Origin of the sequence: Pseudanabaena sp. SR411, from assembly GCF_002251945.1 — a bacterium.
Classification (GTDB): domain Bacteria; phylum Cyanobacteriota; class Cyanobacteriia; order Pseudanabaenales; family Pseudanabaenaceae; genus Pseudanabaena.
In genome coordinates this window covers 1-15,385 of record NZ_NDHW01000066.1, presented here as the reverse complement: position 1 = coordinate 15,385, position 15,385 = coordinate 1, and the positions used below count along the sequence as shown (strand labels likewise).

Genomic DNA, 15,385 nt, shown 5'->3' with positions numbered 1-15,385 from the left:
CTTCATGAATGAATTGATTGAATTTACATAAGCTTAATAGCAGCTTAAGAATTAAGAAGTATCAAATATTCAAGTGTTCACTATATTAAAAAGCTAAGAGATTGTGCTATCCGCTTAGCGGATAGCACAATCTCTTAGCTTTTTAAGCAGGTAGGGTATAGCTCTGTTTGATCGCTGTTTTAAGGCGATCGCGACTATCGGCAGGCGAGATGTCTGTAGCTGTTTCAAAAATAGATATCAGTATAGTCATGCTATTGTCTGAAATCCTGTTTGAGTAATATATCAATTGCAGAAGTTGTATAAAAAACCCATAAATATTTACAATTTTATCTTCGCGATCGCATCGCTAATAAAATCACTGGATTTTCAAAGCAATTAAACTAATAAGTACCAGAAGCCCTAATGCTCTGCGAAAGTAATTAACGCCTTGAAATAATTCTTCCCATGCCCAAGTAAACAAAGAGCCAAAAGCGATTACTTCTAATCCAATATTGATTTTACCTGTTGTAAAAATTAGCTTTAATACAGTAGCTGCAACCCAAACGATAATAGGTAAGTTTGGCATCTGTGCTAGAACAATTTTGCCTTCGCTGTCCCGAAACACTTTATTAAACAACGTATCTTCCATTAAACCGCTCGCTTTTTTGGTATTTCTACAAGTATAGAGATTACAAGAAAACTTAGTCCTATGATCTTGATAAAGGCATTAGTTGCATGGGCATATTCCCATTGATCACGATACTGCATCCAATTTGATGGAATGGAATTCGTTAACCATATAGCAAATTCCGCATTCATTGGTGCGACAAATATAATCCAACTCACAAATGCGATCGCTAAGAGTATTGCTCCGCAGAATGTCCAATAAAATGTTGAACCATGTTTACGAACTAGAAATACGAGCATAAATGCGGACAAAATAGCGGCAATTTCAAAGACTGCACCGACTGTTCCAAACAACCGATAAATATTTTCAATGACTGTCACTCTGATCCAAAGTTGTTGGTCAAACTGCATTCTTTGCGGTAACTCTAGCAAATGTGTCATCGACAAACTAAGACTAAATGAAGCCAGCATCAGCGTAATGAATCGCCAAAATCGGATAAATGATTTTGCTTTGCCTCACAATAGGTATTCCGATTAACTCAAAAGATCGTAAGCTCCACCACGCTTTAGTGCTTGCTGATATGCAGGACGGCTGTGGATGAGATTCAAAAATGCCATAAGTTTTGGACGACTCTCGTTCAGTCCAGCCCTTGCTACCGCCGCCTCTAGAGGGAAACTGATTTGGATATCGGCTGCGGTAAATTCATTGCCTGCAAACCATGTACTTTTGCTAATCTCCGTTTCCATATAATCTAGGTGTTGGGTAATCTGAGGTTCAATAAATGAGCTTTTGACGCGATTTGTAATTGATCTAGCGATCGGGCGCACAAAAAAGGGCATAGGATTCTTCTCAATTTGATCGAAGATCAGCTTCAGCAATAGCGGTGGCATCGCCGAACCTTCGGCGTAATGCAACCAATAGGTGTAGCGCAAATGTTCTGGCGTGTCTAGAGCAGGAACTAGTCGTCCGTTGCCATAGCATCTGACTAAGTACTCGACAATAGCTCCCGATTCAGCCAAGGTTAGTTCACCATCAGTAATCACAGGTGATTTACCGAGTGGATGTACCTCACGTAGAGAAGAGGGAGCCAACATAGTTTTGGGATCACGTTCGTAGCGCTTAATTTCGTATGGGAGTCCAAGTTCCTCTAGTAGCCAAAGTACACGTTGGGAGCGAGAGTTATTTAAGTGGTGAACGGTGATCATAAAATTTCTCTTATTATGTTGAAGCAGGTTGACAGGTCACAACTCCTTCTTTTTGAGTGTTTGCATCAGGGTTACTACCCATCGCTCGAACCTTCATGATTGGCTGATAGTTTGGATAGCAACGAACCAAAACCGTATCACCATCACGAGTTACGTATAGCACACTGATCGGTTTACCTCCCAAGACTGCGGTTTCGAGATAAGGAGCAGTCTCGGCAGTTGCGATCAATTCAGGTTGAGGAGTCGTCACTGAATCGGACAGAATAGCCTTCGCTGACAATGGCTGCAAATAGAGCATTAAGAATGTTGTTGCGATCGCCAATAGTGCCACAAATAACTTAGTAGATAGTTTAAACATTATCTAATCTTTATTAAAAATTTGTTTTCCATTAGTTTACGGAAGAAAAAGCTGAACGAGAGCAGCGTCTCGCAAAACTAGCCACTGCCTCAACAAATTGCTGATGTTGTTCCATCATACTCATATGTCCCGAAGGCGCGAGAACCACTAATTCTGAATCTTCTATCTGATCGTGCATGTAGTGACTTGCTTCGACAACCGTAGCCCCATCTTTATTCGCAGAAATTATCAAGGTTGGTATCTGAATCTTCTTGAGAACTTCAGTTGCATCGTAATGCATCATCCCTAACATTTGTCGCCCTAAAACTGAGGGAGAGACTCGTGCGGAGCGATTAGTTACATAGTCTAACTGTCCAATAGTTGGACGACCCGCAAAAGAAGAAAATCTTCCAGAAATATGTGCAGTTCCATTCAAATAGCTCATCCAAGTTTGCACCCAGACAATTGGCGATAAACCAATCATCAAGTAAAGTATTGGCTCTAACAAGGGCTTTTGTAAGACTCGCAAGACATTTGCGAATGGAGCAGTATGTACTGGATTAGTAAAAGTGGTATTAACCAAACCAATACCAGCCACGCGCGTTCCTAAATGTTGAGGAAATAGACGACAGAATGTTAATAAAATCATACCACCCATACTATGTCCAAAGATAATCGCTGGCTTATCTCCTGCTAAATCGAGGACAGCTTCGAGATCAGTCGCTAAGTTCTTCATACTATAGTCATTATCAGGGATTTGTTCAGATTTCCCTGTCCCTGGTACATCCCATAGGATTAATCGAAATTCATCCTCTAAAGCTTGTTTAATGTAATACCAATGCGTACTATTACAACTCCATCCGTGGGTAAAAATGATCGGTGGAGCATTTTTATCACCGAAGAATTCAACGTGAATATCTCTTCCATCGGGTCGGTGAATTTGTCTAACCTCTCTAGAACGAGAAGGCGTTGGTTCATTCTCGGCTGGACTAGCTAGCAACCATAGGATTATAAATCGTCCTAATAGGCTAAAAACTAACATGACGAGCCCTGAGATAAGTAAAGCGACAACTGTGATCGAACCCAGAAACCAACCAATTACAAAATAAATACCGAAACCAAGCAATGCTGTAGAAAGTAATCCTAACAACAAGACAATTAGCGGAGCTAAGGGAAAAATAGACATATATTTAGTTATTAGGTTGATCTGGGCTTTCAGGATGATCCCTTACGAATTAAACAAGAAGGGGCAATTCAGGAATTGCCCCTTCTTGTTTAATATTGGAGTTTTTTAAACTCCCACAGTTTTTTTACTAGGTTCTGGCTTTGCACCATTGGATTCAAGCGCTTCACCTTCGACAAAAGAACGAAGCATCCATGCAATCTCTTCATGCTGCTCCATTAAACCAGTCAAAAAGTCAGCAGTTCCATCATCTTTAAACTTCTCACAACATTTCTCGATGTGTTCACGCAAGTTCCGTACCACCTGTTCGTGATCATCTAGCAATTGCGATACCATGCCTGTTGCGGTTGGAACCTTGCCAGCATTTTCCTTGAGAGAACAGATTTTCAGAAATCCTTCCATCGTGCCAACAGGGTAGCCTCCGAGCATTCTAATCCGTTCAGCGATCGCATCGACATTGAGGGTGAGGGCTTCATAATGCGCTTGCCATAGTTTGTGCAAGGTCATAAATTGGGGGCCAACGACATCCCAATGATATTTTTTTGTTTTGACTAGCAGCAAATAGCTGTCAGCCAAATCGTTGTTGAGGAGGTCAATTACGCCTTGTCGTTGAGTATCGGTTAGTCCAATATTGATGGTTTTCATAATGATTTTCTTGAATTAATGGTGTTGGTTAAAGACTCGAAGAGATCCCCCTCAATCCCCCTTAAAAAGGGGAAAGAAGAAAATTCTTCCCCCTTTTTAAGGGGGGCTGGGGGGGATCTTCTGTAAATGGAAGATTAGACTAGGGCTGGTTCCATTAATGGGACATCAGTTGCTGGCGCATCTTCTGGCTCAAAGTCAGCCTTGGGGGTTCCGCATTTGGGACAAACCCAATCATCGGGCAAAGCTCCAAAGGGAATACCAGGCTCAATTCCTGAGTCTGGATCGCCGATCGCAGGATCGTAGACATATCCACAGGTTTTACAGATATACTTTTCCATTTTTGACTCCAAATTCCTAAATATAAAAATGATTTTAGAAGCGCATAATGTGAAGTGCAAAGAGCCACACACTATGCCCACCACCAAGGTGGTGAATTTAGCTAACGACTTGCTCCAAGTCCTTGACAGCAGGTCCTTGAATCACTTTGCCGTCGCAGCTAAATCTTGCGCCGTGGCAGGCGCAATCCCAACTTTTCTCAGCGCTGTTCCAACTCACGATACAAGCGAGGTGAGTGCATGTCGCGGAAACAGCATGGACAGTTCCCTCTTCATCGCGGTAAGCAGCCACTTTCTCATTATCGATGGTTAGTAGTTTGCCTTCACCTTTTGCCACCTCAGCAAAAGAATTAGACAACAAACCTTTGAAGCGATCGCCGATCCAACGAGTTACCACATCAGCTTCTTGTTTGACCGATTCCACTGTTACAAATGGAGTCGCACGCAGTGAATCATACAGATCTGTATAGGGATTTTCTTTTCCGAGAATTAAGTCAGTCAGGATCATGCCAGACATGGTTCCCTTTGACATGCCCCAGAGACTAAATCCCGTGGCAACATAAATATGTTTGTTGAAAGGAGTCAAGTTGCCAATGTAGGGAAGCTTGTCAAATGACACCATATCTTGGTTTGACCATCGGTAGGCAAATGTGTCAATGTTGAAGCGATCGCGAGCATAGGATTCTAGTTTTTGATAACAGTCCTCAGTATTAGTAACTGTGCCAACTTTATGCCCTTCACCGCCAACTAAGAGGAGTAGTCCATCCTCATAGGGAGTGGTACGAATCGAATGAGAAGATTCGCCACTGCCGATATACATTCCCACAGGAGCGTTCGAGGGATCGATTTTTGCGCCCACGATGTAGGAACGTTCGGGATAGGTTTTGGCGAAGAAAAGCCCTAGGTTTAAAATCGGGAGATTTGTTGCGACAATTACATCATGAGCAGTAATTACTCCCAGATCCGTCTCAACGTAACAGGAATCACCCTCATCAACTTTCTGCACTCGGGTGTTTTCAAATAAATAGCTGCCATCGCCAGCAATATTTTTAGCAAGATGTAGCAAGTATTTACGAACATGAAACTGAGCTTGGTTATCCAGCTTAATCGCTCCAGCGATCGCAAAGGGCAGTGATGTTTCTGTCACAAAGGTGGCGGGAAGTCCAAGTTTAAGAGCGGCTTCCACTTCATCTTTAATTTGATCTAGCTCACTATCTGGCTCCGCAAAAGTGTAAGAGCTTTGACGACTAAAATCACAATCAATATGCTCTTCAGCAACAAAAGTTGCTACTTGCTCAACCGCAGCTTGATTAGATTCTGCGTAAAGTTTTGCTTTTTGCTCGCCGATTTGCTTAATTAAATCAGCGTATATCAATTGGTGTAATGCTGTAACTTTAGCAGTAGTATGACCGCTGACACCTGCGGCAACTTGTCTAGACTCAATGATCGCGACGGTTTTTCCAGCCCGTTTTAGCAGTGTCGCTGCGGTCAGTCCGACAATACCGCCGCCAATGATTGCCACATCCACTGAAACCCTATTTTCAAGAGAGGGATAGGTAGTTGCAGGAGTGGACTCAATCCAAAAGGAGGCATGTTTTCCAGATAGATTTGTCATGGCGAATTAAAAACTGATGTGTGAAAAGACTGTGCAGAGTTCATAGAATATCTTCCTAATTTAATACTTTGGAATTTGGAAGGTATGTCCTTCGCTAACTATCACAAGTCAGTGTTCTGTTTCTTGAATGAGTTGATTGATTATGAAATAAATTGTAATGAAAGAAAAAACGCGCAGTAATATAAAGAACCAATTTTTGATAGTGCGGCGAAGCTGTGCCATCAAAAATTGGTTCTTTAGCGACGCTTTATACTATCTTTATCTTTTTGTAATAATTGAAGGAAGTTTCCACCAAGGTATATTGGGTTGTAGATGATGCTCTTGGTGATAGCCGAAATGATAGCAAGTGAGGAATGACCATAGGAAAGGGCGATAAATACTTTGGGCGCGAGAAGGATTTTGGTAACCACCGATGGGTTCTCGATGGGGGAGAAAAGTCCCAAAGTAGAAAACCTGAACCGAGCTTAAAATCGCGGGAACTGCCGAAAATAGAATTAGATTGGCATAGGCAATATGCAGAAAGCTATGCATACTGACATATGCCAACAGTAAAATTGTCAACCGCCACCAACTCCAATACCTCTGCATAAAGCAGATGTACCAAGCGATCGCTTTTTTATGTGTACCGTCATGAAAGTCAGGATCAGATTCACTAGCGGGAGCATGATGATGCTGCAAATGCTTTTTTGATATTTGCTCATAGGAGAAAAAGCCATAAAGCAAAAGGGCAAGAGAACCAATAAAGTTATTTGTTTGATAATGCTTCGGCAAAATTGCTCCATGCATAGCATCATGAGCAGTAATGAAAAGCCCAGTACAAAGAAAAGTTTGCCATAGTATGATCACTCCGACCCAACCCAAAGAAATCTCCCTCACCGATACAGAATTCAATAAAAAATAAAAACTAATCGCCCAAATTGTAATAATCAACAGAGCGATCGCTACTCCAGCCATACCAATTTTCGAGTCATCAAATATGGTATGAACTGAAGTGTCGGAATTTTCTGAAGATAAATTCATAGGTAGTTTTATTTATTACTGACGTTATGTGGAAGTTTCTAAAGTAGGGGCAGGTTTTGCATATAGATCTGGCTTTAGCACAGAATTCTCAACTAAACTCGCCCCTGCTGTGTTACACGATAGACTGACGGAGAGGGGGATAAGGGTTCCACGTAACACCAGTTATTAATGAAAATCATCAAGATGAAGAGATTCATCTAGCGTTTTACGCGCTATAAGGCGGTCATCATTTTAATCAATTCCATAGACAAATCTGCTTTCAATTTGTGGCTTTTCTTAAACAGAACACCCGCGAGAATATAGATGTTTGAGGAATAAAAAGCTTTACCATGCCTGTGCATTTCGGCTATTCTTTGTTTTACCTTGGGTTCAGAACTGTAATAACCAAAATTCATCGGTGAAGTCATAAAGTCTTGCACTTGATAGCCTTGGGCGATCGCATACTCAATTGTGTCCACAGGATCAGAATATGCCGAAATCATCAACATCGCACTTGGGCAATCCAAACCAAGAAGTTGCTTAGTTATCGATGATCCGTCAGTTCCACCATGCAAAGTAGGCATATAGAGATCGTTGGTGATTGCTGGCAAATAGGGAGGATTAGAGATCAAATAGCTGCCTTCAGATTGCCAATCTCTTTGGAAAAAGCAAGAGTTATGCACAACATACTTGTCGCTAAGGTTATAGCGGTCAATCCGAAACTGAGCTACTTCACAGGATTTAGCGTTTAACTCATAACCCTGAATTAACCCACAAAATTGACTTTTGAGGAGACTATTAATCACGGGACTGCCATCGCCTGCGCCAAACTCCACAATGGAGTTGCAATCCTCGCAGGTGTTCAAAACCATTCTCTCGAGACATTGAGAATAAAACAGTGATTCTTCAGGACAGAAAAACACCTCCTGAGCTACATAGTTAGTTGTATAGGTTTTAACTATCGGTTTAGAACGCAATAAAAGTCTATTCATATCATTCTCAATATTTATTGTTTAGAAAATATCCATTCCAGACTGGTGATCGGGGCTTGCTTGAGAGCTTTGATCAAGGTTTGATTGTCATCGTATTTAAGATCTGACAAATGGCAGCATTCCACATTTACGGTAAACTCATGATCCTCAAAGAGCCAAGGTTCTAAAGTTAAATGTTTATTCTCCAAACAGAGCAGATCGTAACGCTGCTGGCTGATACCACTGGTAATCTCTAAGGCTCTCCCATCTTCTGGCACTTGTCTTTGTACCAAGATTAGGGAGAGAATTATCTTCTTCCCCCTTGTAAAGGGGAATTGAGGGGGATCTTTAGCAACTCACGGTAACATCAGTTATTTAAAATTAGAATTTTGAATTAGCGTCATGACTGCCGCCGCAGCCCGATCGCCCATCAATTTTTCTTGGTCATAGCCCAGTACTAATTCCCAAGCATCATTGGGATACATATCGGCTAGGAGGAAAGCAACATCTGTAAGCATCCATTGCCCATGACGTTCATCTTCCCGAATATGTAACTCCCAATAGCTCATCGCCGCATCTGAAAGTCTCATTCGTTTCGCTGCCTCCAAGTAGTCGGTGTAAATTGCAGGGCCCGCTATTTCAAAGTATGTCAATCCCCCGTTATATCTAAGGAAATGTCGTTTTCGTTCTGTTAGCAAAAAATTGTGATTGATACTTGCCAAAACTTGCCACGGCACGAGATCAAGATAAGCTTCTGGTTCAGTTCTCAACCCAAATTCTGCCATCATCTGAGCAAAGAAAGTAGAGTGCTTACGGGACAGCCGACCGTTGCCATATTCTTCGAGTAGTACGCGCATCAGAGTTGCCTGAATTTCGTTGCTAGCACCACCCAAAATTCTTGAAAGACGACTCGCTTCGACTAATCCATCTAAAGAGGCGATCGCTAGTAGCAATTTGTATCCCTCTAAATCAATCCCGTCTCGCAGATAACGTTTTGACTCAGATATAGGAGGATTTAAGTCTATATCTGCTCGTTCTTGCAGAGCTTGCTTGACATCTAATTGCTGGATTTTTTGGATATCTAGTTGGGTTAATTCCCATTCTTGCCAGACCGATTCAATGCGATCGCGTATTTCTTCAATATAAGTAGAGCGCTCATTTGTATATAGCTCTAAAGAGTCATACCAAAACAGCTTGAGTCGATTTATCCTATATAGCGATCGCTGTAAAAACCAATTTGCTCGTTCAGCTTGCGAGTTTTCTGTATACGCTTCAGTTAAGGCTAAAGAGAGAAATTTTTCAAACTCTCTAATTAGAATGGGTTCTCTTTTTACCCGCGGGTCTAAATTTTGCAGATTAATAAGCCAAGCAAATTGTTGATCGGCTTGTTCATAACTACAGATGCCCACCATAGGCTGTAAGTTGCCTAACCTTACTCTACTTGTTAATGTTGAAGTTGCATATGAAATCATAATTTTAATAGAATTTATTTAATAGAGTTTATAAAAAATGTTATTGAGAAAGAATTAACTCACTAATTGTTAGACCGCTACCGTAAATTAGGTCAACTTAGTGAAGTATTAGATCTAATAGTTCACTAGGTTGACATAGTCCTATTTGAGTTAGTGAATGAATTGATTGATTACGTCTAAGGTTTAATGGCAGCTTAAGAATTGAGATGCATGATTACAGTCTATTGAGGCTTTATATAGTACAAAAAAATCTTAAAAGGCTTGCTTTGCAAGCCTTTTAAGATTTTTTTTGGGTTTTAACAAAGCGTAAAGCGCTATATCCAAATTGTCTTAAGCAGGTAATGTGTAGCGTTTCTCGATCGCTGTTTTTATGCGATCTCGACTATCAGCAGGCGATAGCTCCGTAGTTTTTTCGATCTCGCTGACCTCCTTCGCTAAGGATTCATCTTTAATTGAATTCTGGAGCCAATTCGAGTAATCTTGCAGATGCAAATGATGTAACCAAGTGCGATCATCCACTCCTGCGGCAAGTTGCATAAACATGATCAAGTTCTGTGCTTTGAGATTTAACTTGTCATCTTCGCCTCTAAAAAAGAAACAGCGATCGTTGCCCAAATTCCCTTCTGCATAGTTCCGCATATGTCGTTGACGTTCTTGCACAGGTAAGATCACCTTAAATTGAAATGGCTGTTCTTCAGTTTTAAGAAACCAAGCTACTCCCGAGCCTGAAGCCAGTTCTGAGGGAAGTGGAGCATTGGGTAGCTGATGTCCTACCGTGTTGCAAAAATCTGTAAAGGTCTGCATTGGAGACTTGACAGCAATCACCGTGTCAATGAGCGACAAAGCCGAAGTTGCGACATGCTCAGGATGAACGGTTACCATCAAAATGCCATTAACAGATTGAGGCAAAGTCACCGCCGCGTTCCACGATGAAGGAAACATATGATGCACTTCATCAATGACGATCCAATGGGGACGACCAGTTCGCACCCGCATTTCTAACAGAGAAGGTAGGAGTTGCGCGAGAAATAGCGGGCGATCGTCAATTTTCACTCCCATTAAATTGACGATTAGATTTTGTTCTGGCTTACTTAAGACGGTTAAAACTTCTGCGGAACTAGGAATCTGCTGAGCATTTCCCAAAATGACCGTCCGATCAAAGCTTTGATAGTCTCCTTCGGGATCGATAATACAAACCTGATAGCCCTTATCGATAAACCTTTCAATTAATCCTGTCGCTAAGGTTGATTTACCGCCACCAGAGATTCCCGCCAACAAAATATTGCGGTTAAGTGGTTGAATATAGGTTTCGCGATCGCCATCAAGATTACCCAAGACAATGCGATGTCGATCTGGCAAAATTGAGGATTCTCGCAGGTCTTCGGTTAGGTCTAGGGTTAATAATCTCTCGATTAATTCGACTACACCCTCTCCTCGGCTCGCTTCTGTCACCCAATCCACTTCACCCTTAACCGATGGTAGAGCATTCGCGACTGCGACAGAAAACTCGCATAATTTCAGGAAGGAAAGATCATTTTCCGCATCACCAACGGCTACTGTATTGCGGACAGATAGACCCATCTTATCCAGAGCAGCACTCAGCCCCGAAGCTTTGTTAACTCCTGCGGGTAAGACCATGACTGCGCCTTTATTAAAGATCACCTGTAGATCTAATCCTAGTTCTCTAATTACAGTCAGTACTTCAGTTTCGTTGGGTTCCCATGTTGCCACAATCACTTTACCGACTGAGAGGGGATCGATATTACGGGATCGCAGAGCATTGACAAATTTCTCAGGTGGTAATTCACCAAGTAGTAATTCTTCGCGAGTTGAGGGAAAGTAGATTACGGCTCCATTTTCAGCTACAACACAATCGAATAGGCTAGTCTCAGGAAAGACTTCAATCAGATCTTCTAGCTGTCTTCCTGTCACTAAGATCAGCTTGCGTCCTGATTTTTGGAGGCGCTTGAGGGCATCTAGAGTTGCCTCTGATACCTTTCCATCCTTGGCTAAGGTTCCATCGTAATCTGTGGCTAATATTAAATAGTGCATAAGTTTTGAATAAAAGTATTTGTAGAAAACAAATTGCCCAAAGTTGTAAAGTTTCGCTCCGTAAGGAGCGAAACTTTACAACTTTGGGCTTGTGATTAATTTAGCTTAAAGCTGCTTTGCCAGATTCAGGAGCGCGTAAATCATCTAGAGATAAATTTGGAGTCTCTGTATAAACTGAATCAAGTAAGACTTCTAAGACATCAGCATCACGGGAAATTGCGATCGCTTGATGCGTAATTAATTCGCCAACATTGAGAATCACCTCATCATTGCGATCGAGAATCACGCGAGTGACAGGACGACCCAAAGCTCCTTTAATCCTTTTTTCTTCAATCGCTTGAGTGCCATGATCCTGCAAATTGCTTGCAGTTTCTTTTACTTGCTCCCACAGTCCCTTTGCTCCATCCTTTACTTGTTGTCCAACATTGGAACCAGTAACACGCAAAGCATCACCCGTAGTTAGACCCACTGCTTCTAATAGAGCTTGTTCTTGATGGTGAGTTTTTGCTCTTTCGATGACCTTTGGAGTTACAATTTGACCTTCTACAGCCACAACTGAGCCTTCAGGCGTAAAAATCATTCTATTCACGCGCCGACCTTGGGCTTGCTCAATACCGATATTTGCACCCAGCCCTGTAACCACCCCTGACAATCTTTCGCCCAGTCTCTCTGTCACCAGTCCTCCCGTTGCATGATAGAGATCGTTGGTCATATTCAGGTTCCGAGCAGCCAAGATATGTGATGAATTCACAACCTGTCCTTCATGAATTAAGGTTATACCATCGGTAGTCTCTACAGTTTTTTGAGAAACTTTTCCTAATACAAAAGTTTCTTGTTCTTCAGGATCAACAACAGCATTAGTAAAGCTAGTACCTGCAAAGGTAGTCGCTTCTTGGAACTTCTCGCCCGTAAATTGTGCTGCTTCTTGAGCTTTTTCACCTGTAAATTGTGCCATTTCCTGCACTTTGCCACTTGCAGTATTCATCGCACCTCTAATCCCACCAACTTGCTCTTGCATCAAGTCCGCAGTTTCTGAAGGTACAAAGGCGATATCTTCACCAATCTTCAAAGTGTCAGGCGCAGGTACAAAAGAACGTCCAGAATAAGCATCGGCAAAGATACCCCCCGACACTTCATACCCTTCGATCACACCAGTAGTGTCATCAAAGTAAAGGTCAACCATCGTTCCCAAATCACGACCATCAAGGGTCATAATTCGCGTACCTTTCAAGATATTATCTCTTTCCAAAATACTTTGCATTGCGGGGAATTCGGTAGCAGAAGCGATCGCCTCTCTAGAGGCAACAATTACGGCATCAGCACCGATCGCCTGAATATTGGTTAAGGGTAGTACCAACGCATTACTAAACCAACCGCCTTCATCAACAAGGAAACCTAATAATTGATTATTCTCTTGGTCAAAAATCAGGTCTACAATTGTTCTAAATTCTTCCCCTGAGTCATAAGCGACTACAGGTTTACCAATCATCCCTTTACCGTTACGCATTTTATTCTCCTAAATTTGGTGAAAGTTAACCTTAATTGACAGGTTTGTTAGTTCTTACAGGTTGACTAGTCGAATTACTCTTTACTTCAGCATCTTTGCCAAAATTAGGAACCAGATCAATTACTCCAAAGTATTCTAATGCGACGACTCCTGCCGCAGCTATCAACATCGCTAAGCCAGTATATAAAGCCGAATTACTTTTCTTTCCTACAAGTCTAGGCATATATTTCCTCGCAAGTTATATGTTTCTATAGAGAAATTCTAAACTTCTCTATGTTCATACCATTACAGAAGAATGTTTAGCCTCTTGGGTGATTTGATTGAATTGGGTTAATATGAAATAAAGTGTTACAAAGTTCACTTCTAAAATAAGCACCAATTCAAGAATAAGAGCGTGTTTGAGAAGTTAATATACATGCAGTTTTTAGCTAAAGCCAATGTTTTAGCCCCCTAAATCCCCCAATTCTGGGGGACTTGAATCTGGTTCCCCCCAGAATTGGGGGGCTAGGGGGGCTAAAGCAAAACTTCTCAAACACGCTCTAAAATGCAATGGGTTAGGCTGCTGTCAAAACAGCTTGTAGCTTTGCCTCATCTTCATGCGATAGAGAAGTTCTAAGAACTTTGCCCTCAAATCTGCTGAGATCGGTTAATACTTGATCAGGAGTAGATTCTCTTACTAACGCAAACATCGCCGAAGTACTAGGTGAAATAGTACAGCCCACTTCTCGGATGAAGTTGTCTGTCAAAGATCCAGAAATTGCTCCTACTAAAGCGCCAACTACCAAGCCTAAAACAGGGTTAAAAAAGATCGCACCAACTAATATCCCCCATAAACTTCCACTTAATGCACCAGCAGTAGTGATTCTTTGAGTCTGCTTAATTCGTATTTTTCCATCTTTATTTTTGATCACGATCACCGCATCTTCTAAGTTAATTAGATTATCTCGTCCTAACTTTCGCAGTTCTAGTATTACCTCATCAGCAGCAAACTCATCTTTAAAACCAATCGCAATTAAAGTATTCATTCATTTCTTAAGTTTCTAACATGAATAATTTTAGGATGAGAACAGTCGGCACAAAGTACCGACTGTTTTATAGATTATGCTTTAGTGAGGACGGCTTGTAGCTTTTCCTCATCTTCATTAGATAGAGAAGTCTTCAAAACTTTGCCCTTAAATCTACTGAGATCTTCTAATACTTTGTCAGGAGTGGCTCTTCTTACAAGTACAAAAATAGCAGAGGTGTTAGGCTCAATGGTACTACCCACTTCGCGGATGAAGTTGTCATCGATCCCAATATCTGACAATGCTCCCGAAATCCCGCCTGCGATCGCGCCAACAGCCCAACCCAAAAGAGGATTAAAAAAGATGAAACCAAATAATAGACCCCAAAAACCTCCACTTAATGCTCCAGCAGTAGTCAGTTCCTGAGTTTGTTTAATCTTTACTTTTCCGTCTTTATCTCTAATCACGACTGCCGCATCTTCTAAATCAATTAGATGCTCCTTTTGCAGCTTTCGGAGTTCCAGTAAAACTGCGTCAGCAGTGAATTCATCTTTAAAGCCAACCGCAATTAGACTACTCATTCATTTCTCCAGTTTATAATTTTTCTTGATACATAAGCTCTTAGTAGTAAAGTTGTGTGCGGCTCAGCCGCACACAACTTTACTGCTAAGAAGTAAGTTCTAATCTTGTTTAAGATTTAACTTTGTTTTTGATTGCTTTAGCGGCATCACTAGCTTTGTCAGTCAGAGAGTTCAGAACATCTCCTGCCTTGTCTTTAACATAGTTAGCTGCATCACCAGCCTTATCTAAGGAGCCATCTGTAGCCGAGTTCATCTTGTCACCAGCTTTATCAAAAGCCTTTTCTACTTGCTTTACAACAGGTGGTGTATTTTCATTGGAACTTCGCTTCATTTTGTTGAAATCAGCAGTTCCTTGAATCTCATTTAGCCCTTGATTCGATCCATCATCAGACGTATATTCTTGATTAGTATCGTAGGTACTACCCTTTAATGCATCTTCAGCTTTCTTCTGAATGTTCGGCATAGTCAGGTTGTCAATGATTTGATTGTCCTGAGATGCGATCGCAGGAGTGACATTGGCAAAAGAGATTAATCCACAGACAACGACCATAATCAGAAATCGCTTCAGAAATTGAGCAACTTTCATAGAATTTCCTCCTAATTTAATTAATACTTGGAAACTGTTTCCTATAAACACTATTGCAAGCCAGTGTTTAACTTCATGAATGAGTTGATTGAGTACGAAATAAACTGTAATACCAAAACACAAAATAGCTATAGCAATCCTAAATGGGTTGTGAGAGTTTGCCCCGTAGATACTGTCTTAAGCACCAAAAAGTCAAGAGGGAATTTGGACAAAATTAGGATCGAAAGAACGCTGAGACTTGAGAACACCAAAGACCTGCCGCAATAGCTTGTGCATGACAGCACCA

General features: G+C 41.4%; 18 protein-coding genes. All 18 read right to left on the bottom strand.

Annotation, left to right across the window (positions count from 1 at the left end; genetic code table 11):
* Positions 1–355: 355 nt before the first annotated feature.
* The 18 genes from B9G53_RS05870 to B9G53_RS05785 all read right to left on the bottom strand — a co-directional run bounded on the left by B9G53_RS05870 (position 356) and on the right by B9G53_RS05785 (position 15,099).
* Complete coding sequence (locus B9G53_RS05870; RefSeq protein ID WP_094530146.1) at positions 356–628, bottom strand: hypothetical protein; 273 nt, start codon at positions 626–628, stop codon at positions 356–358.
* A complete protein-coding gene (locus B9G53_RS05865) occupies positions 628–1,047 on the bottom strand; it encodes a DUF1772 domain-containing protein (protein WP_254923571.1) in 420 nt (139 codons plus the stop codon). Before B9G53_RS05865 ends, B9G53_RS05870 begins: the two co-directional genes overlap by 1 nt.
* 93 nt (positions 1,048–1,140) lie before the next feature.
* Positions 1,141–1,812 (bottom strand): glutathione S-transferase, encoded by a 672-nt coding sequence (locus B9G53_RS05860; protein WP_094530142.1) that lies wholly within the window; start codon positions 1,810–1,812, stop codon positions 1,141–1,143.
* A 13-nt stretch (positions 1,813–1,825) separates the two neighbouring features.
* Positions 1,826–2,170 (bottom strand): hypothetical protein, encoded by a 345-nt coding sequence (locus B9G53_RS05855; RefSeq protein WP_094530140.1) that lies wholly within the window; start codon positions 2,168–2,170, stop codon positions 1,826–1,828.
* Between the two features lie 31 nt (positions 2,171–2,201).
* Entirely contained in the window at positions 2,202–3,335 is a 1,134-nt protein-coding gene (locus tag B9G53_RS05850) for an alpha/beta fold hydrolase (protein ID WP_094530137.1), read from the bottom strand.
* Between the two features lie 105 nt (positions 3,336–3,440).
* Entirely contained in the window at positions 3,441–3,977 is a 537-nt protein-coding gene (locus B9G53_RS05845; RefSeq protein WP_094530135.1) for a Dps family protein, read from the bottom strand.
* Positions 3,978–4,111: 134 nt separating this feature from the next.
* Positions 4,112–4,315, bottom strand: a complete 204-nt coding sequence (gene rd / locus B9G53_RS05840) for a rubredoxin (RefSeq protein ID WP_094530133.1) — start codon at positions 4,313–4,315, stop codon at positions 4,112–4,114.
* 97 nt (positions 4,316–4,412) lie between these two features.
* A complete protein-coding gene (locus B9G53_RS05835) occupies positions 4,413–5,927 on the bottom strand; it encodes an FAD-dependent oxidoreductase (RefSeq protein ID WP_094530131.1) in 1,515 nt (504 codons plus the stop codon).
* Positions 5,928–6,185: 258 nt separating this feature from the next.
* Positions 6,186–6,947 (bottom strand): fatty acid desaturase, encoded by a 762-nt coding sequence (locus B9G53_RS05830; RefSeq protein ID WP_217901517.1) that lies wholly within the window; start codon positions 6,945–6,947, stop codon positions 6,186–6,188.
* Between the two features lie 212 nt (positions 6,948–7,159).
* Positions 7,160–7,918: an SAM-dependent methyltransferase gene (locus B9G53_RS05825; protein WP_094530128.1), complete on the bottom strand. Its 759-nt coding sequence runs from the start codon at positions 7,916–7,918 to the stop codon at positions 7,160–7,162.
* Positions 7,919–7,932: 14 nt separating this feature from the next.
* Positions 7,933–8,190 (bottom strand): DUF3891 family protein, encoded by a 258-nt coding sequence (locus tag B9G53_RS05820; RefSeq protein WP_176453110.1) that lies wholly within the window; start codon positions 8,188–8,190, stop codon positions 7,933–7,935.
* 78 nt (positions 8,191–8,268) lie between these two features.
* On the bottom strand, positions 8,269–9,309 hold the full coding sequence (locus B9G53_RS05815) for an iron-containing redox enzyme family protein (RefSeq protein ID WP_369682994.1): 1,041 nt from the start codon (positions 9,307–9,309) through the stop codon (positions 8,269–8,271).
* A gap of 390 nt (positions 9,310–9,699) precedes the next feature.
* Positions 9,700–11,421, bottom strand: a complete 1,722-nt coding sequence (locus B9G53_RS05810; RefSeq protein ID WP_094530121.1) for an HAD-IIB family hydrolase — start codon at positions 11,419–11,421, stop codon at positions 9,700–9,702.
* Positions 11,422–11,521: 100 nt separating this feature from the next.
* Positions 11,522–12,928: a PRC-barrel domain-containing protein gene (locus B9G53_RS05805; protein ID WP_094530119.1), complete on the bottom strand. Its 1,407-nt coding sequence runs from the start codon at positions 12,926–12,928 to the stop codon at positions 11,522–11,524.
* Positions 12,929–12,959: 31 nt separating this feature from the next.
* Positions 12,960–13,151 (bottom strand): hypothetical protein, encoded by a 192-nt coding sequence (locus B9G53_RS05800; RefSeq protein WP_094530117.1) that lies wholly within the window; start codon positions 13,149–13,151, stop codon positions 12,960–12,962.
* A 331-nt stretch (positions 13,152–13,482) separates the two neighbouring features.
* Positions 13,483–13,953 carry a DUF1269 domain-containing protein gene (locus B9G53_RS05795; RefSeq protein ID WP_094530115.1) on the bottom strand — a complete coding sequence of 157 codons (471 nt, stop codon included), beginning with the start codon at positions 13,951–13,953 and terminating at the stop codon, positions 13,483–13,485.
* A 74-nt stretch (positions 13,954–14,027) separates the two neighbouring features.
* Positions 14,028–14,513: a DUF1269 domain-containing protein gene (locus tag B9G53_RS05790; RefSeq protein WP_094530113.1), complete on the bottom strand. Its 486-nt coding sequence runs from the start codon at positions 14,511–14,513 to the stop codon at positions 14,028–14,030.
* Between the two features lie 109 nt (positions 14,514–14,622).
* Entirely contained in the window at positions 14,623–15,099 is a 477-nt protein-coding gene (locus B9G53_RS05785) for a hypothetical protein (protein ID WP_094530111.1), read from the bottom strand.
* Positions 15,100–15,385: the final 286 nt, after the last annotated feature.

Excerpts from the sequence above, each read along its gene's own strand:
- B9G53_RS05870 (WP_094530146.1), bottom strand. The coding sequence starts at position 628 with ATGGAAGATACGTTGTTTAATAAAGTGTTTCGGGACAGCGAAGGCAAA.
- B9G53_RS05865 (WP_254923571.1), bottom strand. The coding sequence starts at position 1,047 with ATGACACATTTGCTAGAGTTACCGCAAAGAATGCAGTTTGACCAACAA.
- B9G53_RS05860 (WP_094530142.1), bottom strand. The coding sequence starts at position 1,812 with ATGATCACCGTTCACCACTTAAATAACTCTCGCTCCCAACGTGTACTT.
- B9G53_RS05855 (WP_094530140.1), bottom strand. The coding sequence starts at position 2,170 with ATGTTTAAACTATCTACTAAGTTATTTGTGGCACTATTGGCGATCGCA.
- B9G53_RS05850 (WP_094530137.1), bottom strand. The coding sequence starts at position 3,335 with ATGTCTATTTTTCCCTTAGCTCCGCTAATTGTCTTGTTGTTAGGATTA.
- B9G53_RS05845 (WP_094530135.1), bottom strand. The coding sequence starts at position 3,977 with ATGAAAACCATCAATATTGGACTAACCGATACTCAACGACAAGGCGTA.
- rd (WP_094530133.1), bottom strand. The coding sequence starts at position 4,315 with ATGGAAAAGTATATCTGTAAAACCTGTGGATATGTCTACGATCCTGCG.
- B9G53_RS05835 (WP_094530131.1), bottom strand. The coding sequence starts at position 5,927 with ATGACAAATCTATCTGGAAAACATGCCTCCTTTTGGATTGAGTCCACT.
- B9G53_RS05830 (WP_217901517.1), bottom strand. The coding sequence starts at position 6,947 with ATGAATTTATCTTCAGAAAATTCCGACACTTCAGTTCATACCATATTT.
- B9G53_RS05825 (WP_094530128.1), bottom strand. The coding sequence starts at position 7,918 with ATGAATAGACTTTTATTGCGTTCTAAACCGATAGTTAAAACCTATACA.
- B9G53_RS05815 (WP_369682994.1), bottom strand. The coding sequence starts at position 9,309 with ATGGTGGGCATCTGTAGTTATGAACAAGCCGATCAACAATTTGCTTGG.
- B9G53_RS05810 (WP_094530121.1), bottom strand. The coding sequence starts at position 11,421 with ATGCACTATTTAATATTAGCCACAGATTACGATGGAACCTTAGCCAAG.
- B9G53_RS05805 (WP_094530119.1), bottom strand. The coding sequence starts at position 12,928 with ATGCGTAACGGTAAAGGGATGATTGGTAAACCTGTAGTCGCTTATGAC.
- B9G53_RS05800 (WP_094530117.1), bottom strand. The coding sequence starts at position 13,151 with ATGCCTAGACTTGTAGGAAAGAAAAGTAATTCGGCTTTATATACTGGC.
- B9G53_RS05795 (WP_094530115.1), bottom strand. The coding sequence starts at position 13,953 with ATGAATACTTTAATTGCGATTGGTTTTAAAGATGAGTTTGCTGCTGAT.
- B9G53_RS05790 (WP_094530113.1), bottom strand. The coding sequence starts at position 14,513 with ATGAGTAGTCTAATTGCGGTTGGCTTTAAAGATGAATTCACTGCTGAC.
- B9G53_RS05785 (WP_094530111.1), bottom strand. The coding sequence starts at position 15,099 with ATGAAAGTTGCTCAATTTCTGAAGCGATTTCTGATTATGGTCGTTGTC.